Origin of the sequence: Pandoraea eparura, assembly GCF_902459725.1 — a bacterium.
GTDB lineage: Bacteria > Pseudomonadota > Gammaproteobacteria > Burkholderiales > Burkholderiaceae > Pandoraea > Pandoraea eparura.
The window spans coordinates 414,741-437,355 of sequence record NZ_CABPSH010000003.1; the positions used below are offsets into that span (position 1 = coordinate 414,741).

The 22,615-nt window shown below is 62.7% G+C and carries 21 protein-coding genes and 1 tRNA gene; 5 read left to right on the forward strand and 17 right to left on the reverse strand.

Annotation, left to right across the window (positions count from 1 at the left end; all coding sequences use genetic code 11):
- Nucleotides 1-70: 70 nt before the first annotated feature.
- The 10 genes from rplT to PEP31012_RS09860 form a co-directional block, all read right to left on the reverse strand.
- Nucleotides 71-430: a 50S ribosomal protein L20 gene (rplT, locus tag PEP31012_RS09815; protein ID WP_010806048.1), complete on the reverse strand. Its 360-nt coding sequence runs from the start codon at nt 428-430 to the stop codon at nt 71-73.
- Between the two features lie 25 nt (nt 431-455).
- Nucleotides 456-653 (reverse strand): 50S ribosomal protein L35, encoded by a 198-nt coding sequence (rpmI, locus tag PEP31012_RS09820; RefSeq protein WP_010806049.1) that lies wholly within the window; start codon nt 651-653, stop codon nt 456-458.
- Nucleotides 654-829: 176 nt separating this feature from the next.
- Entirely contained in the window at nt 830-1,372 is a 543-nt protein-coding gene (gene infC, locus PEP31012_RS09825) for a translation initiation factor IF-3 (RefSeq protein ID WP_150589318.1), read from the reverse strand.
- A 28-nt stretch (nt 1,373-1,400) separates the two neighbouring features.
- The gene (thrS, locus tag PEP31012_RS09830) at nt 1,401-3,308 is read right to left on the reverse strand and encodes a threonine--tRNA ligase (protein WP_150589160.1); all 1,908 of its coding nucleotides are present in this window, start codon (nt 3,306-3,308) and stop codon (nt 1,401-1,403) included.
- 238 nt (nt 3,309-3,546) lie between these two features.
- Nucleotides 3,547-3,623: transfer RNA gene (locus PEP31012_RS09835), tRNA-Val, on the reverse strand.
- Nucleotides 3,624-3,697: 74 nt separating this feature from the next.
- A complete protein-coding gene (locus PEP31012_RS09840) occupies nt 3,698-5,995 on the reverse strand; it encodes a RelA/SpoT family protein (protein ID WP_246171221.1) in 2,298 nt (765 codons plus the stop codon).
- A gap of 47 nt (nt 5,996-6,042) precedes the next feature.
- Nucleotides 6,043-6,399 (reverse strand): RidA family protein, encoded by a 357-nt coding sequence (locus tag PEP31012_RS09845; RefSeq protein WP_150589161.1) that lies wholly within the window; start codon nt 6,397-6,399, stop codon nt 6,043-6,045.
- 69 nt (nt 6,400-6,468) lie between these two features.
- Nucleotides 6,469-7,347, reverse strand: coding sequence for an alpha/beta fold hydrolase (locus PEP31012_RS09850; protein WP_150589162.1), 879 nt, complete (start codon nt 7,345-7,347; stop codon nt 6,469-6,471).
- Between the two features lie 275 nt (nt 7,348-7,622).
- Complete coding sequence (locus PEP31012_RS09855; protein ID WP_150589163.1) at nt 7,623-8,261, reverse strand: CoA transferase subunit B; 639 nt, start codon at nt 8,259-8,261, stop codon at nt 7,623-7,625.
- 23 nt (nt 8,262-8,284) lie between these two features.
- A complete protein-coding gene (locus PEP31012_RS09860; protein WP_150589164.1) occupies nt 8,285-8,983 on the reverse strand; it encodes a CoA transferase subunit A in 699 nt (232 codons plus the stop codon).
- A 228-nt stretch (nt 8,984-9,211) separates the two neighbouring features.
- On the opposite strand from PEP31012_RS09860, the gene PEP31012_RS09865 reads away from it, so the two are divergent.
- Nucleotides 9,212-9,757 carry a PAS and helix-turn-helix domain-containing protein gene (locus PEP31012_RS09865; protein ID WP_150589165.1) on the forward strand — a complete coding sequence of 182 codons (546 nt, stop codon included), beginning with the start codon at nt 9,212-9,214 and terminating at the stop codon, nt 9,755-9,757.
- Between the two features lie 50 nt (nt 9,758-9,807).
- Here PEP31012_RS09865 and PEP31012_RS09870 read toward each other — a convergent pair whose 3' ends face one another.
- From PEP31012_RS09870 to PEP31012_RS09880, 3 genes are all read right to left on the reverse strand, one after another.
- Entirely contained in the window at nt 9,808-10,221 is a 414-nt protein-coding gene (locus PEP31012_RS09870; protein ID WP_281355429.1) for an acyl-CoA thioesterase, read from the reverse strand.
- 182 nt (nt 10,222-10,403) lie between these two features.
- Nucleotides 10,404-11,468, reverse strand: coding sequence for a TRAP transporter substrate-binding protein DctP (gene dctP, locus PEP31012_RS09875; RefSeq protein ID WP_150589166.1), 1,065 nt, complete (start codon nt 11,466-11,468; stop codon nt 10,404-10,406).
- A 180-nt stretch (nt 11,469-11,648) separates the two neighbouring features.
- The gene (locus PEP31012_RS09880) at nt 11,649-12,425 is read right to left on the reverse strand and encodes an SDR family oxidoreductase (RefSeq protein ID WP_150589167.1); all 777 of its coding nucleotides are present in this window, start codon (nt 12,423-12,425) and stop codon (nt 11,649-11,651) included.
- A gap of 178 nt (nt 12,426-12,603) precedes the next feature.
- Between PEP31012_RS09880 and PEP31012_RS09885 the strand changes: the two genes are divergently transcribed.
- On the forward strand, nt 12,604-14,274 hold the full coding sequence (locus tag PEP31012_RS09885; protein WP_150589168.1) for an electron transfer flavoprotein-ubiquinone oxidoreductase: 1,671 nt from the start codon (nt 12,604-12,606) through the stop codon (nt 14,272-14,274).
- Nucleotides 14,275-14,351: 77 nt separating this feature from the next.
- On the opposite strand, the gene aroC is transcribed toward PEP31012_RS09885, so the two are convergent.
- From aroC to PEP31012_RS09900, 3 genes are all read right to left on the reverse strand, one after another.
- Nucleotides 14,352-15,455, reverse strand: a complete 1,104-nt coding sequence (gene aroC, locus PEP31012_RS09890) for a chorismate synthase (protein ID WP_150589169.1) — start codon at nt 15,453-15,455, stop codon at nt 14,352-14,354.
- 187 nt (nt 15,456-15,642) lie between these two features.
- Nucleotides 15,643-17,562, reverse strand: coding sequence for an MFS transporter (locus PEP31012_RS09895; RefSeq protein ID WP_150589170.1), 1,920 nt, complete (start codon nt 17,560-17,562; stop codon nt 15,643-15,645).
- Nucleotides 17,559-18,014, reverse strand: a complete 456-nt coding sequence (locus PEP31012_RS09900) for a CBS domain-containing protein (protein ID WP_150589171.1) — start codon at nt 18,012-18,014, stop codon at nt 17,559-17,561. Before PEP31012_RS09900 ends, PEP31012_RS09895 begins: the two co-directional genes overlap by 4 nt.
- Nucleotides 18,015-18,436: 422 nt before the next feature.
- Between PEP31012_RS09900 and PEP31012_RS09905 the strand changes: the two genes are divergently transcribed.
- The 3 genes from PEP31012_RS09905 to PEP31012_RS09915 are packed head-to-tail and all read left to right on the forward strand — an operon-like array spanning nt 18,437 to nt 20,912.
- Nucleotides 18,437-19,744: an O-acetylhomoserine aminocarboxypropyltransferase gene (locus tag PEP31012_RS09905; protein WP_150589172.1), complete on the forward strand. Its 1,308-nt coding sequence runs from the start codon at nt 18,437-18,439 to the stop codon at nt 19,742-19,744.
- On the forward strand, nt 19,741-20,556 hold the full coding sequence (locus tag PEP31012_RS09910) for an alpha/beta fold hydrolase (protein ID WP_150589173.1): 816 nt from the start codon (nt 19,741-19,743) through the stop codon (nt 20,554-20,556). The genes PEP31012_RS09905 and PEP31012_RS09910 overlap by 4 nt, the downstream gene beginning before the upstream one ends.
- Before the next feature lie 32 nt (nt 20,557-20,588).
- Nucleotides 20,589-20,912: an Mpo1-like protein gene (locus PEP31012_RS09915; protein WP_150589174.1), complete on the forward strand. Its 324-nt coding sequence runs from the start codon at nt 20,589-20,591 to the stop codon at nt 20,910-20,912.
- Here the strand turns inward: PEP31012_RS09915 and PEP31012_RS09920 are convergent.
- The gene (locus PEP31012_RS09920) at nt 20,902-22,218 is read right to left on the reverse strand and encodes a YihY family inner membrane protein (RefSeq protein WP_150589175.1); all 1,317 of its coding nucleotides are present in this window, start codon (nt 22,216-22,218) and stop codon (nt 20,902-20,904) included. The two genes, PEP31012_RS09915 and PEP31012_RS09920, sit on opposite strands and share 11 nt — an antisense overlap.
- Nucleotides 22,219-22,615: the final 397 nt, after the last annotated feature.

Here is a 22,615-nt window from a genome sequence, read left to right on the forward strand (position 1 = left end):
AGGGGGCTCCGATGAGAGCCCCCTCCTGGCGAATGGCGCGCGGTAAGGCGCGCGATACGCTAACTACAGCTTAGGCTGCGACGGCGGCTTTCACCTGGGCGACAATCGCGGCAAACGCCGGCTTGTCGTTGATGGCCATGTCGGACAGCACCTTGCGGTCGAGTTCGATCGAGGCCTTCTTCAGACCAGCGATGAACACGCTGTAGGTCATACCGTGCTGACGCACACCTGCATTGATACGCGCAATCCACAAGGCGCGGAACACGCGCTTCTTGTTACGGCGATCGCGATAGGCGTACTGCCCAGCGCGCATGACCGCTTGCTTGGCGATGCGGAAGACGTTATTGCGGCGGCCGCGGAAACCCTTGGCAGCAGCGATGACTTTCTTATGGCGGGCCCGTGCGGTGACCCCACGTTTGACTCGAGGCATGTTTCTCTCCTATCTAAGTCGGGGTTTAAGCGAAGGGCAGCATTGCGCGTACGGAGTTCAGATCAGACTCATGAACGCCGACGGCACCGCGCAGGTGACGCTTATTCTTGGTGGTCTTCTTCGTCAAAATGTGACGCTTGAAGGCCTGACCACGCTTAACGGTACCGCCAGGACGCACGCGAAAGCGCTTCTTGGCACCGCTCTTGGTTTTCATCTTAGGCATGAAAAACTCCGAGTTTTTAACATGATCACAGGTGTGACGCCAAAATCGCGCCCCTTGTAGAACCCGAGACCACTTGTATTCAGGGTCAGACAGCACCCTGCATCGCTGCCGCGGCCTTGCGGGCCACGGCAGCAATTCCTTGCAGCCCGGCGGCATCGTTCGACACCGCCACGGCGTTACTTCTTCTTCGGCGCGATGACCATGATCATCTGACGGCCTTCCATCTTCGGCATCTGTTCCGGCTGGCCGAACTCTTCGAGATCGGACTTCAGACGTTCCAGCATACGAGCGCCGATTTCCTGGTGAGCCATCTCACGGCCACGAAAACGCAGCGTGATCTTGGTCTTGTCGCCTTCTTCGAGGAACCGCTTCAAATTGCGCAACTTGACGTTGTAGTCGCCGTCGTCGGTGCCAGGCCGGAATTTGACTTCCTTGATCTGAACAACCTTCTGCTTCAGCTTGTTCTCGTGCGCTTTCTTCTGTTCCTGATACTTGAACTTGCCATAGTCCATCAGGCGGCACACCGGCGGCTGCGCCTGCGGCGCGATTTCCACCAGATCCACGTCGGCCTCTTCGGACAGACGGAAAGCCTCGGCGAGTTTCATGATGCCGAGCTGTTCACCGTCGACCCCGGTTAGACGCACTTCAGGCGCAGTGATCTCGCCATTGATGCGATGCGCTTTATCGGTAGCGATGTTGCTTATCCTCGAAAAAAACAAAAAATTTAGCCGCGCTGTCCGACAGGCGTTATTGGAACGTTGCGCATTCCTGCGCCAGACGTTCGATGAGCGCGTCAACGGGTATCACACCCAGATCCACGCCGCCACGGGCACGCACGGCTACCGTATTCGCTTCCTGCTCCTTGTCCCCGACCACAACGAGATAGGGAACCTTCTGCAAGGAATGCTCGCGTATTTTATAGCTAATTTTCTCGTTGCGCAAATCGCAGCGAGCCCTAAGCCCTTGTTCTTTCAACTTTTTCGTCACTTCCTGTGCGTAATCGGCCGTTTTTTCGGACACATTCAGCACAATCACCTGCTCCGGCGCGAGCCAGGTCGGCATTGCACCAGCATGGTGCTCGATCAAAATGCCAATGAAGCGCTCAAGCGAACCCAGGATGGCGCGGTGAAGCATCACCGGGCGTCGGCGACTGTTGTCCTCGGCCACATACTCGGCGTCCAGGCGCTCGGGCATCGAGAAGTCGACCTGCATCGTGCCGCACTGCCATTGCCGGCCAAGCGCGTCCTTGAGGGTGTATTCGATCTTCGGGCCGTAGAATGCCCCGTCGCCCTCGGCGATCACGAATTCGCAGTTCGAACGGCGCAGCGACTCCATCAACGCAAATTCGGCCTTGTCCCAGTTCTCGTCCGAGCCAACACGATGCTCAGGACGCGTGGCGACCTTGTAAATCATGTCCGTGAAGCCAAAATCCTTGTACACGGCGTGCAGCAGCGCCGTGTAATTCACGCACTCGTCGAGAATCTGGTCTTCCGTGCAGAAAATGTGACCATCGTCCTGCGTGAAGCCGCGTACGCGCATCAGGCCGTGCAGGCCGCCCGACGGCTCGTTGCGGTGACACTGACCGAACTCGCCATAGCGCAGCGGCAGGTCACGATAGCTGTGCAGCGCCGAGTTGAAAATCAGGACATGGCCCGGACAGTTCATCGGCTTGAGCGCATAAGCGCGATTCTCCGACTCCGTCGTGAACATGTTGTCCTTGTAGTTCTCCCAGTGCCCCGACTTCTCCCAGAGCGAGCGGTCGAGAATCTGCGGGCCCTTCACTTCCTGGTAACCGTTGTTGCGATAGACGCGGCGCATGTACTGCTCGACCTGCTGCCAGAGCGTCCAGCCCTTCGGGTGCCAGAAGACGAGGCCCGGCGCCTCTTCCTGCATGTGGAAGAAGTCCAGGGCGCGGCCGAGCTTGCGGTGATCGCGCTTTTCCGCCTCTTCGAGCATGTGCAGGTACGCGTCCTGGTCTTCCTTCTTCGTCCAGGCCGTGCCGTAGATGCGCTGAAGCTGTTCGTTCTTGGCGTCGCCGCGCCAGTAGGCGCCCGCGACCTTCATCAGCTTGAAGACCTTGAGCTTGCCCGTCGACGGCACGTGCGGCCCACGGCAAAGGTCGACGAACCGGCCTTCGCGATACAGGCCGATCTCGTCCGTTGCCGGAATCGATTCGATGATCTCGGCCTTGTACTTCTCGCCCATCGACATGAACAACTGTACGGCGTCGTCGCGCGAGAGCACTTCACGCGTGACCGGCTCATCCTTCTTCGCCAGCTCGTGCATCTTCTTCTCGATGGCCTCGAGATCTTCCGGCGTGAAGGCGCGGTGGAATGAAAAGTCGTAGTAGAAGCCGTTCTCGATGACCGGACCGATCGTGACCTGCGCCTCGGGGAACAGCTCCTTGACAGCGTAAGCCAGCAAGTGAGCCGTCGAGTGACGGATGACGTCGAGACCATCGGCGTCCTTGTCCGTGACGATGGCAAGACTCACATCGCGATCGATCAGATAGGACGTATCGACCAGCTTGCCGTCGACGCGGCCGGCCAGGGCAGCCTTGGCCAGCCCCGTGCCGATCGAGCCGGCGACTTGCGCCACCGTGAGCGGGGCTTCGTACTGGCGTTGCGAGCCGTCAGGCAAACGTACCGAAATCATGTCGCACTCCCATGCGCAAAAGCGTCACGCGCGGCCAACGCCACGCGGCAATACCACGAAAAAAAACGGCCTCGACTGTCGTCGAGGCCGTCTCTTCATTCCTTGCATCCAGACGAAAAACACCCTCGACTTAACGTCGCACCTTCACCACTGTGAAAGTTCGGGCGGTCTTCAACATGAGTGTTTTTCCAGCGCCTGTGTCTGCGGGGTCTCGCGGACTGTCATGCATCAAATTCGTTGGTAGGCTCGATTGGACTCGAACCAACGACCCCCACCATGTCAAGGTGGTGCTCTAACCAGCTGAGCTACGAGCCTACTACAAGAGAACGAGATTCTAGCAACATTTGCGCGGGTCGCCAAGCGATTATTGTGCCTGCCGCAAAAACCGCTTACCGCCGACGCGACGACACGACGCCCGTCACCCCACCCAGTTGTGCCAGCGCTCGCTGCAACTGCCCGCCATCGCGCACTTCCACAGTAAATTGCATGAACGCCTGCGCCCCCCGCGACTGCGTGCTGACCCCAGTGACGTTGAGCTTCTCGCGCGAAAACACTTCGGAGATGTCGCGCAGCAATCCCTGACGATCCGTCGCCTCGATCTGAATGTCCACCGGATAAGCGGCCACGCCCCGCCCTTCGAGCACGTCGGCCGACCATGCGGTTTGAATCACCCGCTCCGGCGCACGCGCCTTCATGGCCTGAAAACTCGTGCAATCCTGGCGGTGAATCGACACGCCCTTGCCTCGCGTGACAAAGCCCACGATCAGGTCCGGCGGCGCCGGCCGGCAGCATTTGGCCAGTTGCGTGAGCAACGCCCCGACGCCCACGACCAGCACCCCGCTCTTGGCTCCCTGCGCGACGCTGGTGTCGAGGCTCTTCTTCGCGACGAGCGTATCCTCGTCGCGCGGCTCCGGCCCCGGCAGGTTGCCCGACAGCGCCTGCTCGACATGGCGCAGACTGAACTCATCCTTGGCGATGGACGCGTAGAGGTCGTCCGGCGTACGGAACCCGAGGCGAGCGGCCAGCTCCTCCAGGTTGACCGAAGTCTTGCCCTCGCGCTGCAGCGTCTTGTCGATCAGCGTGCGACCGTGGGCGATCGTCTCTTCGAGATCGATGGCATTGAACCACTGGCGCACCTTCTGGCGTGCCCGGTGGCTCTGCAGATACCCCAACTGCGTGTTGAGCCAATCGCGTGACGGACCGCCCTGCTTGACCGTCACGATTTCGACCGTCTGCCCGTTTTGCAGCGGCGTGTTGAGCGGCACCATCGCGCCGTCGACACGCGCACCACGGCATCGGTGCCCCAGCTCCGAGTGCAGATGATAGGCAAAATCCACCGGCGTCGCCCCCTGCGGCAACGCAATCACGCGCGCCTGCGGGGTGAGCACGTAGATGTGATCGTCGATCGTCGCGCGCTTGAGCTGCGCCCAGGGCTGCGCGGCCCCCTCGGCGCCCACCGTGTCGGCCACGTCGTCTTTCCACGCAAGCAGCTGACGCAGCCAGGCGATCTTCTCGTCGTACGCCTCGTTCGCCGCAAACGCACCGCCGTAGCCCCGCTGCCCCGCCTCCTTGTAGCGCCAATGGGCCGCGATGCCGTACTCGGCGAAGTGATGCATCTCGTTCGTGCGAATCTGCACCTCGAAGGCCCGCCCGTCGTCGCCGATCACAACGGTGTGCAGCGATTTGTAGCCATTGGGCTTCGGACGCGAGATGTAGTCGTCGAACTCTTTCGGAATCGGCTGCCACAAGTTGTGGACAATGCCCAGCACCGTGTAGCAATCCTTGATGTCGTCGACGATCACGCGAAACGCGCGCACATCGTACAGCTCGGCGAAATCGACCGCCTTGCCGCGCATCTTCTTCCAGATGCTATAGATGTGTTTCGGCCGCCCGGACACTTCGGCCCTGACCCCCGCACGCGCCAATTCCTCCTGAAGACGCTGGATCGCCCCTTCGATGAACGTCTGACGCTCGACGCGCTTCTCTTCGAGCAGCTTGGCGATCTGCTTGTACGTCACCGGCTCAAGGAAGCGGAAAGCGAGGTCTTCGAGTTCCCACTTCAGTTGCCAGATGCCAAGACGGTTCGCCAGCGGCGCGTAGATCTCGAGCACCTCGTGCGGCATGTCCTCGGGCGGCGCCTTCTTCTGCGCCGCATACCAGCGCAGCGATTGCAGACGCGACGCCAACCGGATCATCACCACACGGATGTCCTGCGCGAACGCGAGCAGCATCTTGCGCAGCCCTTCGACCTGCGACTTGCGCTCTGCCGCCGCGTCGCGATCACGCCCGTCGGACGGCATGGCCTGCGCGGCACGCGAGCCCGCGCCCGAGAGCCGCTGCAACTTGCGCACGTCGATCACGAGCGCGGCCACTTCGGCCCCGAACGTTTGGGTCAACGTGGCTTGCGGATCCGGCAGGAACTCGACCGCCGAGAAGAGTGCCGCGGCCTGATGCGTTGCCTCGTCCACGCGCAGCGTATCGAGAATCGCGAGCATGCCGCGTGCGTGCGCCATGATCGGCTCGCCGGACGACAACACGTGCTCGCCGCACAGTGTCTCGGCGAACGCCAACGCATCGTCGAGCGTGGCGGGCAGCGGGGCTTCACCCGCGCCCGGGATCGAATTTCTGGCGTCGGGCGCCGTCGTCGAATTCGTGCCAGCGGATGTCGGGGCTTGATGTGGGTTCATGTCGTAACACGGGGCGTCGCGCGCCCCTGATGATGCGGGTCGTGCACTCAGCGCTCGCGCTGCGCCGCCACGACCACAATTTCAACAAGCATGGCAGGGTCGGCGAGCAACGCCTGCACGGTGGCACGCGGGGGCGCATTACCGGCCGGCACCCAGTCGTCCCACACCTGATTCATTTCACCGAAGTACTTCATGTCCGAAATGTAGATCTGACAGGAAAGGATCAGCGACTTGTCGCTGTTCGCCTCGGCGAGCAGACGGTCGATATGCGCGAGCACCTGGCGCGTCTGACCGGCCATGTCCTGCGTGCGGTCGTCCGGCGTCTGGCCTGCCAGATACACCGTGCCGTTGTGCACGGCCATGTCCGACCAGCGCTTTTCGACGTAGAAACGTTGTACTGCCATGATGTAAGACTCCTCGTATTCTTCGAATGCCGAACCTGCCAATGCCCCCTCCGGCCAGCGGGGCGCCTGTCAGTCGGCGGATTCCGCAAAAAATCGGCGTGCGATCTCGATCTGATCCGCATGCACAAACGTCGGCGCATGCCCCACGCCGGGTATTTCAACGGCGCGCGCATGTTGCGCGTGCGCCAGCATTTGTTCCAATGTCGCGCGAGAGAGCAGATCCGACTGCTCGCCGCGCACGACCAGTATGCGCCCGGAAAACGCCGCCAGCGACGCCCAAAGCATGGCCTCGCCCGCCGCCACGGCCTCGGGCGAAATCGCGGCGAACGCCGCCCCGAGCGATGGGTCGTAACGCAACACATACCCGTCGCCGTCGGCCTTGAGCAGCGGCTCGCATAACGCATGCCATTCCTCACGGGTATGGGGGCCGAATGACGACGAGATCGACCAGAGGTAATCGGCGCCTTCGTCGATCGACGCAAAACGCTTCGGCATGCCGACATATTGACCGATGCGGGCAAGCGCCGCGGCGTCGATATGCGGCCCGACGTCGTTGAGCAGCAGACTTCGAATCGGCGTATCCGGCAAACCCGCAAGCCCCATGCCGATCAATCCGCCCATCGACGTGCCAAACCAGTCCACCGACGCCACCCCCAGCCGCGCAATCAACGTCACCATATCGGAGACGTATTGCGGCACGACATACCCGGCGGGATTGCGCAGCCACGACGACTGCCCGCGCCCGACCACGTCGGGGCACACGACACGGTAGTCGTTTGCGAACGTCTTCGCCAGCGCGTCAAAATCGCGCCCGCATCGCGTGAGCCCGTGCACACACAACAGCACGCGCGGATTCTCCGGATCGCCCCATTCGGTGTACGCCATACGATGCAACCCGGACGGACTCAGGCACTGAACGTTCGACAGACGCGGCGCGTAGCTCGGCATGACAGACTCTTCGGATCGGTTTCCAGACCCGAATTCTACCGCGCTTGCGGCCTTCCTTTGCACCGATGCCGGCAATCCGCTGCGCAGCGTTGCGCGGCGCACGGATGGTCACTGGGCCGCAGACGTCTCCAAAACAAAACGGGCGGGGAAATCCCCGCCCGTCTCGCCTTCCACCGGTCACCGGGTTCAACGGCCACGGCAACCCTCAGCAATACTGCGTGTCAGACATCCCCGGTACTCAGGCAACCGGAGACAATCGGCACATCGCGAACACGTCAGACAGCGCTCGTGTCGAGCGGCGCCCCGGTCTTCTGCGAAATCTCGTCCTTGGTCACGCCCGGCGCGAGTTCGACCACCTTCAGGCCGCCTGGTGTCACATCGATCACACCCAGGTCGGTGATGATGCGATTGACCACTCCAACCCCGGTGAGCGGCAGATCGCAGGCCTTGAGGATCTTGTGCGCGTCGCCCTTGGCAACGTGCTCCATGAGCACCACCACGCGACCGACGCCGGCAACGAGGTCCATCGCGCCGCCCATGCCCTTGATCATCTTGCCCGGGATCATCCAGTTCGCGAGGTCGCCCTTTTCGCTAACCTGCATCGCCCCGAGAATCGCCAGATTGATGTGACCACCGCGGATCATCGCGAACGAGTCCGCCGACGAGAAGATCGACGACCCGGGCAGCGTGGTCACCGTCTGCTTGCCGGCGTTGATCATGTCCGCATCGACTTCGTCTTCCGTCGGGAACGGGCCGATGCCAAGCAGGCCGTTCTCCGATTGCAGCCAGACTTCCATGCCCTCGGGCACATGGTTGGCCACCAACGTGGGCAACCCGATGCCGAGGTTCACGTAAAAGCCGTCTTCCAGCTCTCGCGCCGCGCGCGCAGCCATTTCATCACGATTCCATGCCATGGTTATCTCCTTGATCTCGGCGCTTACTTGGCACGTACCGTGCGTTGTTCGATGCGTTTTTCCGGATGGGCGTTCAGCACAATGCGCTGAACGAAGATGCCGGGCAAATGCACGTCGTCCGGGTCGATCGAACCGGTCTCGACCAGTTCCTCGACTTCGACGATCGTGATCTTGCCGGCCATGGCCGCCACCGGGTTGAAGTTGCGGGCGGTGCGATTGAACACGAGGTTGCCGGCGCGATCGGCCTTGGCGGCCTTCACGAGCGCGACGTCAGCGCGCAACGAGCGCTCCATGATGTAAGTCTCGCCGTCGAATTCACGGGTGTCCTTGCCTTCGGCGACCACCGTACCGACCCCTGTCTTCGTGAAGAACGCCGGAATGCCCGCACCGCCGGCGCGCAGCTTTTCGGCCAGCGTGCCCTGCGGCGTGAATTCGAGTTCGAGTTCACCGGCCAGATACTGGCGCTCGAACTCCTTATTTTCGCCCACATACGACGAAATCATCTTCTTGATCTGACGCGTCTCGAGCAACAGGCCCAGGCCGAAGCCGTCCACGCCGGCGTTGTTGCTGATACAGGTGAGCCCCTTGACGCCCGAGTCGCGCAGCGCGGCGATCAGGGCCTCCGGAATGCCACACAGGCCGAAGCCGCCGACGGCGAGCGTTTGCCCGTCTGCGACAACATCGGCGAGCGCCTCCTTGGCGCTGGCGTATACCTTGTTCATCGTTTGTCCCTTTCCCTCGGTTGAGCATTGAAATTATGTCGCGCGCCTGCGCGTTGCGAGGCTTGCGCCGCCCCGCGAATCACCGTGGCCACGCCCCTCATGCAATCATAGAGCTTACGGTGTCGTGCAAATCGGGCACAATACGTGAAATTACATATCTCCCTGCGCGCCAGGCTGTCGCACGCGACCCACCGGCACGCGCCCCGACAGGATCCGCGCCGCTCCCCCATGCCGACGTTCGACTACCAGACTGCATTTCACATCGCGCCCGTCGGCCTCGTCATTTCGCGCCAGCGCATCATCGAGGACTGCAATCGTCAGCTCGGCAAGATCTTCGGCTACGAACCCGAGACGCTGATTGGCCAGTCGTTTCAGGTGCTGTATCCGTCGCCGAAGGAGTTCGAGCGCATTGGCGAGCGCATTCCGCCAATCATGAGCACGCAGGGCGTCTATGCCGATGAGCGCATCATGCGCCGCGCCAGCGGCGAGTTGTTCTGGTGTCACGTGACCGGTCGATCGCTCGACGTGAACGACCCGCATGCCGCCGGCCTCTGGACCTTCGAGGACATGTCGGCCACCCGTCGCGTCGCCGTGGCCCTGACCGCTCGCGAGCGCGAAATTGCGGCCCAGCTCGTGCAGGGCAAGACGAGCAAGCAGATCGGCAAGATTCTCGACATCAGCCCGCGTACCGTCGACATCTACCGAGCGCGTCTGATGCAGAAGTACGGCGCCGGCACCGCCACCGAACTCGTTCAGCGGCTGCTCGGCAATTAGGCGGCGCGAGGGGGCGAGCAGCGCCCCCGTTCAACGACCGCGATTCCGCCTCAAACCATCAATGCGCGCACCGCCTCCGGTAGCGGCACCGATTTTTCCGCCTTGTAGTTGACCCAAACGATCTTCGCCCCGCCCTCGGCGACGAGTACCTCAGGCATGTCGGCACGGCGCAGCTCGAAACGGGTGTCGACGCTGCTTCGGCCCAGCGCGCCCACCGACATGCGGCAATCGATATCGCCGGGATAACGCAACTGGCGCAAGAACGTCATGTTGGCGTTGATGATCACCGGCCCCTCCCCGGTCGAGGTTTCCTCCGACGCGATATCGAGCGACTCCAGCCACGAAATACGCACCTGCTCCATGTAGCGGAAGTAGACGGTATTGTTCACATGCCCGAACGCATCCATATCGCCCCAGCGAATGGGCATGCGCATCCGGAAAACTTCTTTGTATTCTGACGACACTGCAAATTCCCCATATTGAAGATCGACGCCCTGCCGTGCAGTGACAGGACGTCGTGGGGAGAAAGTGTAGCGCTTCACAGGGATCGGTGCGCGGCAAACCGGGGCGATTTGCCAGGATCCCCCGCCTTTTAGGGATTGCGCGAGACCACGGCTTCGGACACGTCCGAGGCGAGCCATCGCCACTACCGGCGAACGTCGGGCTCGTTCAACTTGGCCGTAGTCACTTCGTCCCTTACGGCAGCCTCAGCCTTGTCGACGAGATCGCGCCCGACCAGCGCCTTCCATTTCGCATAGACGGGACGCGTCGCGTCGACAAAACGCTGACGTTGTTCCGGCGTGAGTCGTATCACCTTCACGCCACGCGCCGCCAGATCATCCCACGCCGCACTCCCACCGCTCATCGCATCCTCTCTCGCGAGCGTCACTTCGAAGCGCGCCGCCTCGATCGCGGCGTCACGAACAATGTCGCGGTCCTGAGGTGTCCAGCTATCCCAGACCTGCCGATTGACGGAGAACACGATGGGATCGGCCACGTAATCCCATACCGTGATGAAGCGCTGCCCCAACGTGTCGAGCCGCACATTGTTGAAAACCGTGATCGGATTTTCCTGGCCATCGATCTTGCGCGCGCGCAGCGCACGCATCGCGTCGTTCCACGTCATCTGAGTCGGCACGGCGCCCAATGCCGTGAAGATGTCGTTGAACAACAGCGATCCGACAACACGGAACCGCAACCCGCGCATGTCCTCCGGCGCACGGATCGGCCGACGCGAATTGCTCAGTTGTCGGAAACCGTTCTCGCCCCACGCCAGCGGCACGACCCCCTGCTCTTCCACGCGGCGAAACAGTTCGCGCCCCACCTCACCCTGCGTGAGGGCGTCGAGCGACCGGCAGCCGCGCAGCAGGAATGGCAGGGAGAAAACGTTGAATTCGGGAATTGCCGACGACCAGTTGATCGTCGAGCCGACCGCCATGTCGATTACGCCCTGACGCAAGGCCGAGAATTCGCGTGTCTGATCGCCGCCCACGAGCGAGGCGCCCGTGTGCAATCGGATGTTGATGCGGCCGTGCGTGCGCTCGCGCACCATATCGGCCCAGAGTTGCGTGCCTTTACCCCAGGGCGTGCCCGCATCGGGCATGATCGACAGCGCGTATTCGGCCTTGTAGGGGCGCGCGGCCGCCGGCAGCGCGACGGCGGCGAGGGCAAGCGCGACGCCGACGAGCGCTCGCCAGCCTTGATTCAGCATGGTGTCCTCAGGATGATTCGGGATCCGACGTCAACGCGACGTCCTTCACGACCCCGTTGGCATCGGTGAATTATGCGCTCGTCGCCACGGCGCTGGCTGCCTCGGACATTCCCCGATTGCCGCATTGCAGCGCGGCCACCGATGGCACCGAATCGCCCGCCGCATAAGGCCCGTCATGGCTTAACCGATCGCCAGGCCATCGTCGATCGTCATGATCGATCCATTGATAAACCTGGAATCGTCTGACGCCAGAAGCAGAATCAGCCCGTCCAGATCGCTCGGCTCGCCGACGCGTTGGCGAGGCAACATCTGAATAAGCTTGCGCCCCGCATCGGTCTGCCAATGTTCGTGGTTGATCTCGGTGTCGATATACCCCGGACACAACGCATTGACGTTGATGTTGTACCGCCCCCATTCCAGCGCCATCGCGCGAGTCATGTGGATGACCGCCGCCTTGCTCACGCAGTAGACGCCAAGCAGCGAGATCGCGCGCTGCCCGGCCACCGACGCCACATTGATGATCCGATGCTGGCGCTGCGGATCGCCCTTGGCCCGCCGGATCATTCGCTTGGCGACTTCCTGCGCCACGAAAAAGGTCCCGCGCGTGTTGGTGTTCAGAACATAGTCGTAGTCCTGCGGCGTGACGTCGACCAGTCGCTGCTGGGTCGACACCCCCGAATTGTTGATGAGAATGTCGATGGCCCCCGCCTCGGTCTCGGCATGGGCCACCCCGGCGCGAATGCTGTCGTAGTCCGTCACATCGAGGGGAACGACGTGCGCCGCACCGCCTTGCGACTCGATCTCCGCGCGCAACTCCTTGAGCCGTTCAACGCGCCGGCTGGCCAGCACGACCTTCGCCCCGGCCTGGGCCAGCACCTTGGCAAACTGCATGCCAAGTCCACTCGACGCGCCCGTCACCATCGCCACTTTCCCTTCCAGATTCAGCGAACGCCCCATCGTCTTCTCCCTCGAGCCTCGACATCCATCGAAAAACGGCGACGCCGCATGGCCTGCCGCTAGAGTTGCTCACCTACCAAACTGAACGATCGTGCTATTAATATGCGGTTGCGAGGCGCCTCCCATTCCCGGAAAATGGCCGCACCCACGAATTCTAACGTTAATAACAGGAGCATCAATGGATCCCAAGCTGCTTGAGCAGTACGGCCCGAGGGAGTCGATGGAGTATGACGTCGTCGTTGTCGGCGGCGGTCCGGCCGGCCTGTCCACGGCAATCCGTTTGAAGCAGCGCGCGCAGGAGGCGGGCAAGGACATTTCCGTATGTGTGCTGGAAAAAGGCTCGGAAATCGGGGCCCACATCCTGTCCGGCGCAGTCATGGATCCGCAGGCGCTGAGCGAACTCATCCCCGACTGGAAAGCCCTCGGCGCGCCGCTCGACACCCCGGTCGTCGAAGACCGCTTCCTGTTCCTGAACGAGACCGGCGCGACCCCCACGCCGTCGTGGCTGCTGCCCGCCTGCTTCCAGAATCATGGCAACTACGTCATCAGCCTGGGTAACGTCGTGCGCTGGCTCGGCCAGCAGGCCGAAGCGTTGGGCGTCGAAATCTTCCCGGGCTTCCCCGCCGCCGAGATCCTGTACGACGAGAACGGTGCGGTCATGGGCGTGGCGACCGGCAACATGGGTGTCGGCAAGGACGGCGAACCGACCGAGAACTTCCAACTGGGCATGGAGTTGCACGCCAAGTACACGATCTTCTCGGAAGGCGCGCGTGGCAGCCTGGGCCGCCAATTGATCCGCAAATTCAATCTCGACGACGGGCGCGATCCGCAGGCCTACGGCCTGGGCATCAAGGAACTGTGGGAAATCGACCCGGCCAAGCACAAGGAAGGCCTCGTCATCCACACGGCAGGCTGGCCGCTCAATGCGCAAACCTACGGCGGCTCGTTCCTCTACCACCTGCCGAATCACCAGGTGGCGGTCGGTTTCATCGTCGGTCTCGATTACGGCAATCCGTACCTGTCGCCGTTCGAGGAGTTTCAACGCTACAAGACGCACCCGTCGATTCGTCACTTCCTCGAAGGCGGCAAGCGCATCTCGTATGGCGCACGCGCGATTACGGCGGGCGGTCTGCTGGCCCTGCCGAAGCTCGTCTTCAAGGGCGGTGCGCTGGTCGGGTGCGAAGCGGGCTTCCTCAACGTGAGCCGGATCAAGGGCAGCCATGCCGCCATCAAGAGCGGCATGATGGCCGCGGACGCCGCATTCGACGCGCTGGTTGCCGAGCGTCAGCGTGACGAGCTCAGCGCCTACCCGGCCGCGTTCGAGCAATCGTGGCTGCACGAAGAGTTGAACAAGGCGCGCAACTTCAAGCAGTGGTTCAAGAAGGGCCTGACCATCGCCACGATCATGACCGGCATCGAGCAAAAGCTGCTCGGTGGCAAGATGCCGTGGACGATTCACCGCAAGAAGGCCGATCACGAGTGCCTGCTGCCGGCCGCGCAATGCCAGCCGATCGTCTACCCGAAGCCGGACGGCAAGCTCACTTTCGACCGTCTGTCGTCGGTGTTCATCTCGAACACCAACCACGAAGAGAACCAACCGGCGCACCTCACGCTCAAGGATCCCAGCGTGCCGGTCGGCATCAATCTCACGGAGTACGCGGGGCCCGAGCAGCGCTATTGCCCGGCAGGCGTGTACGAATTCGTGAAGAACGACGACGACTCCGAGCGACTGCAAATCAACGCGCAGAACTGCGTGCACTGCAAGACGTGCGATATCAAGGATCCGACGCAGAACATCGTGTGGGTCACGCCGGAAGGCGGGGGCGGGCCAAACTACCCGAATATGTAATGCCGCATCGCCGCCGGTTCGTCCGGCGGTTTTTGTTTGTGGGCCACGGCGCCGCGCGTTTCGTCAGCGCGACGTCGTCATTCCGGCGCGTGTGCCGCGATGACCGGCGTGCTCACGTGCACATCGCCACACTGCGCGCGGTGACGCAACGCATGATCGATCAGCACGAGCGCGAGCAGCGCTTCGGCAATCGGCGTCGCGCGAATTCCCACACACGGGTCATGGCGTCCGAACGTCTCCACTGTCGACGCCTGACCGGCCACATCGATCGAGCGACGCGGCGTACGAATGCTCGACGTGGGCTTGATCGCGATCGACACGTCAATATCCTGACCGGTCGAAATGCCACCCAGAATGCCACCGGCGTTGTTCCCGACGAAGCCTTCCGGGGTCAGTTCGTCGCCATGCTCCGATCCCTTCTGCGTGACGCTGCGGAAGCCCGCACCGATCTCCACGCCCTTGACGGCGTTCAGCCCCATCATCGCGTGGGCGATATCGGCATCCAGGCGGTCGAACAGCGGCTCGCCGAGACCGACCGGCACGCCGGTCGCCACGACGCGAAGCTTGGCCCCGACGGAATCCCCCGCCTTGCGAAGCGCGTCCATATACGCTTCCAGTTCCGGGACAACTTCTGCGTTGGCGGCGAAGAACGGGTTCTGCGATACCTGCGACCAATCGGTCTGTGCAATCTCGATGTCGCCGAGTTGCGTCATGCAGCCGTGCACCTGCACGCCGTACTTCTCGGCCAGCCACTTCTTGGCCACGGCCCCGGCCGCAACGACCGGCGCCGTGAGGCGTGCCGACGAGCGGCCGCCGCCACGGTAGTCGCGCACGCCGTACTTTTGCAGGTAGGTGTAGTCGGCGTGTCCGGGGCGAAACGTCTGGACGATGTTGCCGTAGTCCTTGCTGCGTTGATCGGTATTGCGGATCAGCAGCGCGATCGGGGTACCCGTCGTCACGCCTTCGAACACGCCGGAGAGGATCTCGACGGTGTCCGGCTCATTGCGCTGCGTGACGTGACGCGACGTGCCGGGACGGCGGCGATCCAGTTCCCCCTGGATGTCGGCTTCCGTGAGCGCCATTCCCGGCGGACAGCCATCGATGACGCAGCCAATGGCCGGGCCATGCGATTCGCCGAAAGTGGTAACGGTAAACAGGGTTCCAAGCGTATTGCCAGACATACGGGGATCGGGTTCGGGGAGGACGGGAAGGCCCTATTATGCCAGCGATCCCACCGCGCCGCGCCGCGCCGTGCGGCAGGCGGTGGCGCGAATCGACCGAACGGCGGCATTTCGAGGGCTTTTCAGGCGAGGCCTCAGCGCATTCCGAGCCACGCCGTGATGCCAGGGGGCCCTTACACGTTACCGCTTACACTGGCCAGGCACCGCGCAGCTTGAGCACCTTCTCGCGCAGGGTTTCCGGCGTGGCCTGGGCGGGCGCTACTGGCGCACCGATGACAAGTTCGAGCCGATTCAGGATGCCGCGCTTGAACGGTCGCGTCATGGCCGCACCGCCGTGCCGCGAGAAGAAACTCCCCCACAGCCCGCGCAGCGCCATCGGCACCACCGGCACGGGCGTACGCTCGATGACGCGTTGCACGCCCTGCCGGAAGACCTGCAGTTCGCCGGATGCCGTGACCTTGCCCTCTGGAAAGAGGCAAACGACCTCGCCAGCCTTCAGGGCCTCTGCGATCTGTTGATACGCTTGGTCGAGCGCAATTGCATCTTCATGCGCCGGAGCAATCGGAATGGCGCCGACCGTACGGAAGAACCACGACAACACAGGAATGCGGAAAATCCGGTGGTCCATGACGAAGCGAACCGGACGACGGATCGACGCACCGATGACCACCGCATCGGCAAAACTGACGTGATTGCAGACCAGCAGGCATGGCCCGTCGTCCGGAATCTGGTCGGACCCTTTGACGTGGATACGATACAGGGTGTGCAACAGCAGCCACATCATGAAGCGGATCAGGAACTCCGGGAGCCGCAGATACAGATAGATGGCCACCAGCGCATTGAGAACGCCGGTGACGAGATACAACTGGTCGATGGTGAACCCGGCTTTCGTGATGGCCATCGCCATGAGTGCCGACACGACCATGAACAATGCGTTGAGAATGTTGTTCGCGGCAATGATACGCGCGCGATGCGACGGCGCGCTACGGCTCTGGATCAGCGCATACAACGGCACGCTGTAGAAACCGCCGAACATCGCCAGCAGGAACAGATCCGCCAGCACACGCCAATGGGCCGGTTGCGAAACGAACTGCGCCACGCTCTGCAAGGCCACACCGTGCGCGCCGCCGCGGCTCGCGAAATAGAGATCGACCGCGAATACGGTCATGCCGATCGAGCCGAACGGCACCAACCCGATTTCCACTTTGCCGCCTGACAGCCGCTCGCACAGCAGCGAGCCCAGCCCGATGCCCAGGGAGAACATGGCCAGCAGCAGCGTGACGACGCCCGAGCCCGCGCCGAGCACGTCGTGCGCGAAATTGAAAAACGAGGCAAGAAAGGTGGCCCCGAGGAACCAAAGCCAGGAGATGCCGAGCAGGCTCTGGAAGACCGCACGATCCTCGCGAGCGATGCGCAGATTTCTCCACGTCTCGGTCAGCGGATTCCAATTGATGCGCAGATCCGGCTGCGCGGCGGGCGTTTGCGGCACCCACGTCGATATCCCTCGCCCCAGCAAGGCCAACCCCAGGCAAACACCGCCGATCCATGGCAGCGCGCCCGCCCCCGCGCCAGCCAGTTCGCCCCCGACAATCGTGCCGATCAGGATGGCGACGAACGTGCCCATTTCGACCAGGCCGTTTCCCCCCACCAGTTCACGTGTGGCCAGGTGCTGGGGCAAATACGCGTACTTCACCGGCCCGAAAAGGGTGGAGTGCAGCCCCATGAGGAACGTGCACACAAACAGCAACGGCGCACTCGCCCAGAGGAAACCGGCTGCGCCGACGGCCATGATCGCGATTTCCAGCGTCTTGACGAAGCGGATCAGGCGCGCCTTGTCCCACTTGTCGGCAATCTGCCCGCTGGTCGCGGAAAACAACAGGAATGGCGCGATGAAGATGGCCGAGATGAGGAACGCCGCCGTCTTGCCGTCGACGTTATGAAAAAGCGATGCGTGATAGGTGACAAGCGACGTGAACGCAATCTTGAACACGTTGTCGTTCATCGCGCCCAGAAACTGCGTCCAGAAAAACGGCGCAAAGCGCCGCTCTTTCAACAGTCGTGATTGGTGGCCCTCGCCGCGTGCCCCGCGCCGGCTGGCCTCACTCACTTGGTGTCTTCCGCTTCCTCGGCCGGCCAGTCGCGAATGTAGGCCTTGAGCATGCGATTTTCAAAGGATTGCTCCTCGACGACGGCACGCGCCACATCGTAGAAGGAAATCACGCCCATGAGCGTGCGGTTGTCCATGACCGGCAAATAGCGTGCGTGACGCTCGAGCATCATGCGCCGGACTTCGTTGACATCCGTCTCCGGCGTGCACGTGAGCGGATGGTCGTCCATCACCTTGCGAATCGTGGAGGCGCCGACCGTACCGCCATTCTCGCTGATCGTATTGATGATTTCGCGGAACGTGAGCATGCCCACGAGATCGCCGAACTCCATGACCACGAGTGAGCCGATATCATGCTGCGCCATCGTGTCGACGGCATCGGCCAGCAACGTCTCCGGGGTCACGGTGAAAAGGGTGTTGCCCTTTACTTTCAGGATGTCAGACACTCGCATGGCACACTCTCCTCGTTGTGATGCTCGGGCAACCGCGGCAGAACGATGCCACCGGACGTAGTTGCCAGACTTCGGTGTTCGAGGCGGATCGCAGGCGCGCACGCCGTCGTCCCCTCGTTATCGTGATTAGATCATGTTCGAAAGATGCTATCGGAAAGCGTCTGAAAAGGAAAGAAACAAGACGCTCAAATGTCCGTGCGACGAGGCTTTTCGGCCGATTCCAGCGATCGATCGGACATACCCTCACCTCAAACATAAGACAACGCCAGCATTTTGCCGATGCATCCGACTGCGCCTGTCGCGATGCACGGCGGTGGTGCTAGGATGGCCGCGTTCAAGACGCCGGCATCACGCACCAGCGCCTAGTCATCGCTCAGCCGCCGTTCCGTCAACGTCAAGCCAACCGCGAGGCCTTCTCCGATATGTCCGTCCCGCACTTCGACACGCTTGCCCTGCACGCCGGGGCCGCCCCCGATCCCGCCACCGGGGCACGCGCCACCCCGATTTACCAGACCACGTCGTTCGTCTTCACCGACGCCGATCAGGCGGCTGCGCTTTTCAACATGGAGCGCGCCGGCCATGTCTACTCACGCATTTCCAATCCGACCAACGCCGTCTTCGAAGAACGCATGGCCGCCCTGGAAAATGGTGTCGGCGCGATCGCCACGGCAAGCGGACAGGCCGCGCTACACCTCGCCATTGCCACCCTGATGGGCGCAGGCTCGCATATCGTGGCATCGAGCGCGCTGTACGGCGGCTCGCACAATCTGCTGCATTACACGCTGCGCCGCTTCGGCATCGAGACCACCTTCGTGCGCCCCGGCGACCTGGACGGCTGGCGCGCGGCCGTGCGCCCCGAGACCCGGCTGTGCTTCGGCGAAACCCTTGGCAACCCTGGGCTCGATGTCCTCGACATCCCCCGTGTTGCCGAGATCGCGCACGACGCCGGCGTGCCGCTGATGGTCGACAGCACCTTCACCACACCGTGGCTCATCCGGCCCTTCGATCATGGCGCCGATCTCGTCTATCACTCGGCCACCAAGTTCCTCGGCGGACATGGCACGACGATCGGCGGCATTCTGGTTGACGGTGGTACGTTCGATTTCGAGCGAAGCGGCAAATTTCCCGAACTGACCGAACCGTATGACGGCTTCCACGGCATGGTCTTCGCCGAGGAGAATTCCGTCGCGCCGTTCCTGTTGCGCGCGCGGCGCGAGGGATTGCGCGACTTTGGCGCCTGCCTGCATCCACAAGCGGCATGGCAACTGCTGCAAGGCGTCGAAACGCTGCCGCTGCGCATGGCGCGGCATGTCGACAACGCACGTCGGGTGGTGGAATTTCTGGCCGGACACGAGGCCGTGGCGAGCGTCGCCTACCCCGAACTGGCGTCGCATCCCGACCACGCACTGGCCAAACGCCTGTTGCCGCGCGGCGCCGGCGCGGTATTCAGCTTCAACCTGAAGGGGGATCGGGCGGCTGGGCGTCGCTTCATTGAATCGCTGCAGCTATTCTCGCATCTGGCGAATGTGGGCGATGCGCGCTCGCTGGTCATTCACCCCGCCTCGACCACGCATTTCCGCATGGACGCCGCGGCGCTCGCGGCAGCCGGTATCGGAGAAGGCACCGTGCGCCTGTCGATCGGCCTGGAAGACCCCGACGACCTGATTCAGGATCTCAAACGCGGCCTGAAGGCGGCCGTCAAGTCCACAGCCAAGGGGCAAACGCGATGAACTTCACCATCGACGGCAACAACCTCTACGCGTACACCGCTGGCAAATCGATGGATCCGGCGCTGCCGACAGTCGTCTTCCTGCATGGCGCGCAGCACGACCACAGCGTGTGGGGGTTACAGAGCCGATACCTCGCTCATCACGGCATGAACGTGCTCGCCCTGGATCTGCCCGGGCATCACCGCAGCGCGGGCGCCCCATTGACCACGATTGGCGAGATGGCCGATCGCGTGGTCGCCGTCCTCGATGCGGCCGGCATCGGACAAGCGACGTGGGTCGGGCACAGCATGGGGTCGCTGATCGCGCTGGACGCCGCCGCCCGCCATCCCGAGCGGGTGTCCCGCATTGCGCTGGTGGGCACCGCCTACCCAATGAAGGTGTCCGACGTGCTGCTCGAGGCCGCCGCCGAGCGTGAGCCGGAGGCCATCGCCCTTGTCAACGCCTGGTCGCACAGCACGCTCGCGGCCAAGCCTTCGGCGCCCGGCCCCGGTTTCTGGACATGGGGCGTGAATCAACGGTTGATGGAGCGCGTGTCGCAACGCAATCCCGCCAAGGTGTTTCTCACCGACTTCGAGGCGTGCAATCGCTACGATCAGGGAATGGCCGCGGCTGCGCAGGTGCGGTGTCCTGTGCTCGCCGTGCTGGGGCAGCGCGATCAGATGACGCCGCCGCGCGCAGCACAAGCCCTGCTCGACGCGCTGCGCGAGGCCGGTGCGCCGGTCTCGATCAAGGTCGTCAATGCGGGGCACGCGATCATGACCGAGCAGCCGGACGCCCTGCTCGATGCGCTCGTCGCATTCATGCGACACTGAGCGCGTCACCTTCCCAATGGAGGAGGCTTGCGATGACACCTGGGCACGACGACGCACCGGCGTTTCGCCGGTTTGCGGACTTTTACCCGTTCTATCTCGGAGAGCACCGCAACTCCGTCTGCCGCCGTCTGCATTTCGTCGGCTCTTGGGGCGTGATCGCCTTTCTGCTGACGTTTATGGTGACGGGCAACCCTTGGTGGCTGCTCGCGGCGGTTGTGTGCGGCTATGCGTTCGCGTGGGTGGGCCACTTCTTTTTCGAGAAGAACCGGCCCGCCACCTTCCGCCATCCGATCTACAGCCTGATGGGCGACTGGGTCATGTTTCGGGATATCTGCCTGGGCCGCATCAAGCTCTAGCGCCTTCGTGGGACTCACCGCTCGCGTGATCCGCCCCCGCGCCCGACGTGTCGTCACCACAATTTGCCAGCGTGACATCGCACGGTAACGCATCGGCCAGCGGTACGTCCCACCTCCCGTCGCGCAGGATCTCGGCGACATGCGCGCCGTCAAGCGCGTGACGCTCCATTTGCCGTGCCAACTCGTCGACGTTGAGGGCCAGTTGCGCGACCAGCGGCGCCAGAGTCGCCGTGCGCGGGTTCGCGAGCAGCAGCCATCGCTCTGCCGGGGGCGGCGTCGTCAGCCGCCCGACCCACCCCATCCGCTCGAGCCGGGTAAGCAAATCACCGGCATGATCGAGGCTCGTGCGCATGGTGCTCGCCAATTGCACCATCGTGCACCCGCTGCCGCCGGCCTCCCGGTCCAGATTGAGCAAATGGATCAGCGTCAGGCCATCGAGCAGATCGCTTCCCGGAAATCGGGGATATTGGAAGTGTCCAAGGCGCAGCGCGGGCAGCACTGACGCGATCGTCGCGCCGATCAGTGCCACCAGCCACGACAGATAGATCCATAACAAGAAGATCGGCACCGCCGCGAAGGCGCCGTACACGGCCGTATAAGTCGGGAACTGCCGGATGTATAGGCCGAAGCCCCGCTTGGTCAGGTCGAACGCCAGCGCCGCGACGACCCCGCCGACCAACGCGTCACGCCAATCCACCTTGCAATTCGGCATGTAGAGATACATCAGCATGAACACCAGACTTGTCAGCGCGGGCGGAATCAGACTGAGCAGCGAGGCGACGATCGGCGGCAACGTGCTCACCAGCGACATCGATTGCGTGAAGACGTACGAACTGATCGACAGACTCACCCCAATCAACAGCGGCCCGAGCGTCAGCAAGCTCCAGTAGATCAGCAGGCGCTGCGCGAGCGGACGGGGACGTCGCACGCGCCAGATCACATTGAACGCCGACTCGATCGTCATCAACGTGAGCACGGCCGTCACCAGCAAACCGATCAGACCGAAGGCCGTCAGGCTTTTCGCCTTCGACGCGAACTGGTTCAAGTAGTTGAATATCTGGGCATTCACGCTCTCGGGCATCAGGTGCTCGAGCAGGAAGCCCTGCAAGGCGTCGCGAAACGCATTGAAGATCGGGAAGGCCGTGAACAACGCGAACGTCACCGCGAACAGTGGCACGATCGACAGGATCGAGGTAAACGTCAGGCTTCCCGCCACCTGCGGAATCCGGTCGTCCTTTGCCCGCGCAAGCGCGTATCTCAGCAGTTGGCGAACGTTGTTCCAGTTGATGCGGGAGAATCTGAGCAAATCGGGCTCCAGAAGGAAAGCGCCGGCGCGGCCTGCCGGCGACTGCGCATCCCACGCGGTCCATTACGCGGTTGTGCGATCACGCGGTCATGCGGCTACGTGGGTACATCGTTACGTGGCTTAGTCGTCGCGCAGTTAAGCCGTTACGCGATTAAGCCGTCACCCGGTCAAAAGCCGTCGCGCGGTTAAGCCGTCACGCCAATAGGAACGCCCTATAATACCTGCACTTTTACGATCCATTTTTCGATCCTTTTTCGACCCTTTTTCGTTCTGTTCTCGTTCCGTCGCGTTTCCTTTTCCACCCGCCTCCCCACCAAGGCCAAAGGCGCTAAAGGGTTTGCTGCCACAAGACTCGCGCCGACGTTGTCGTCGTAACGCTCGACCAGCGATATCGCAA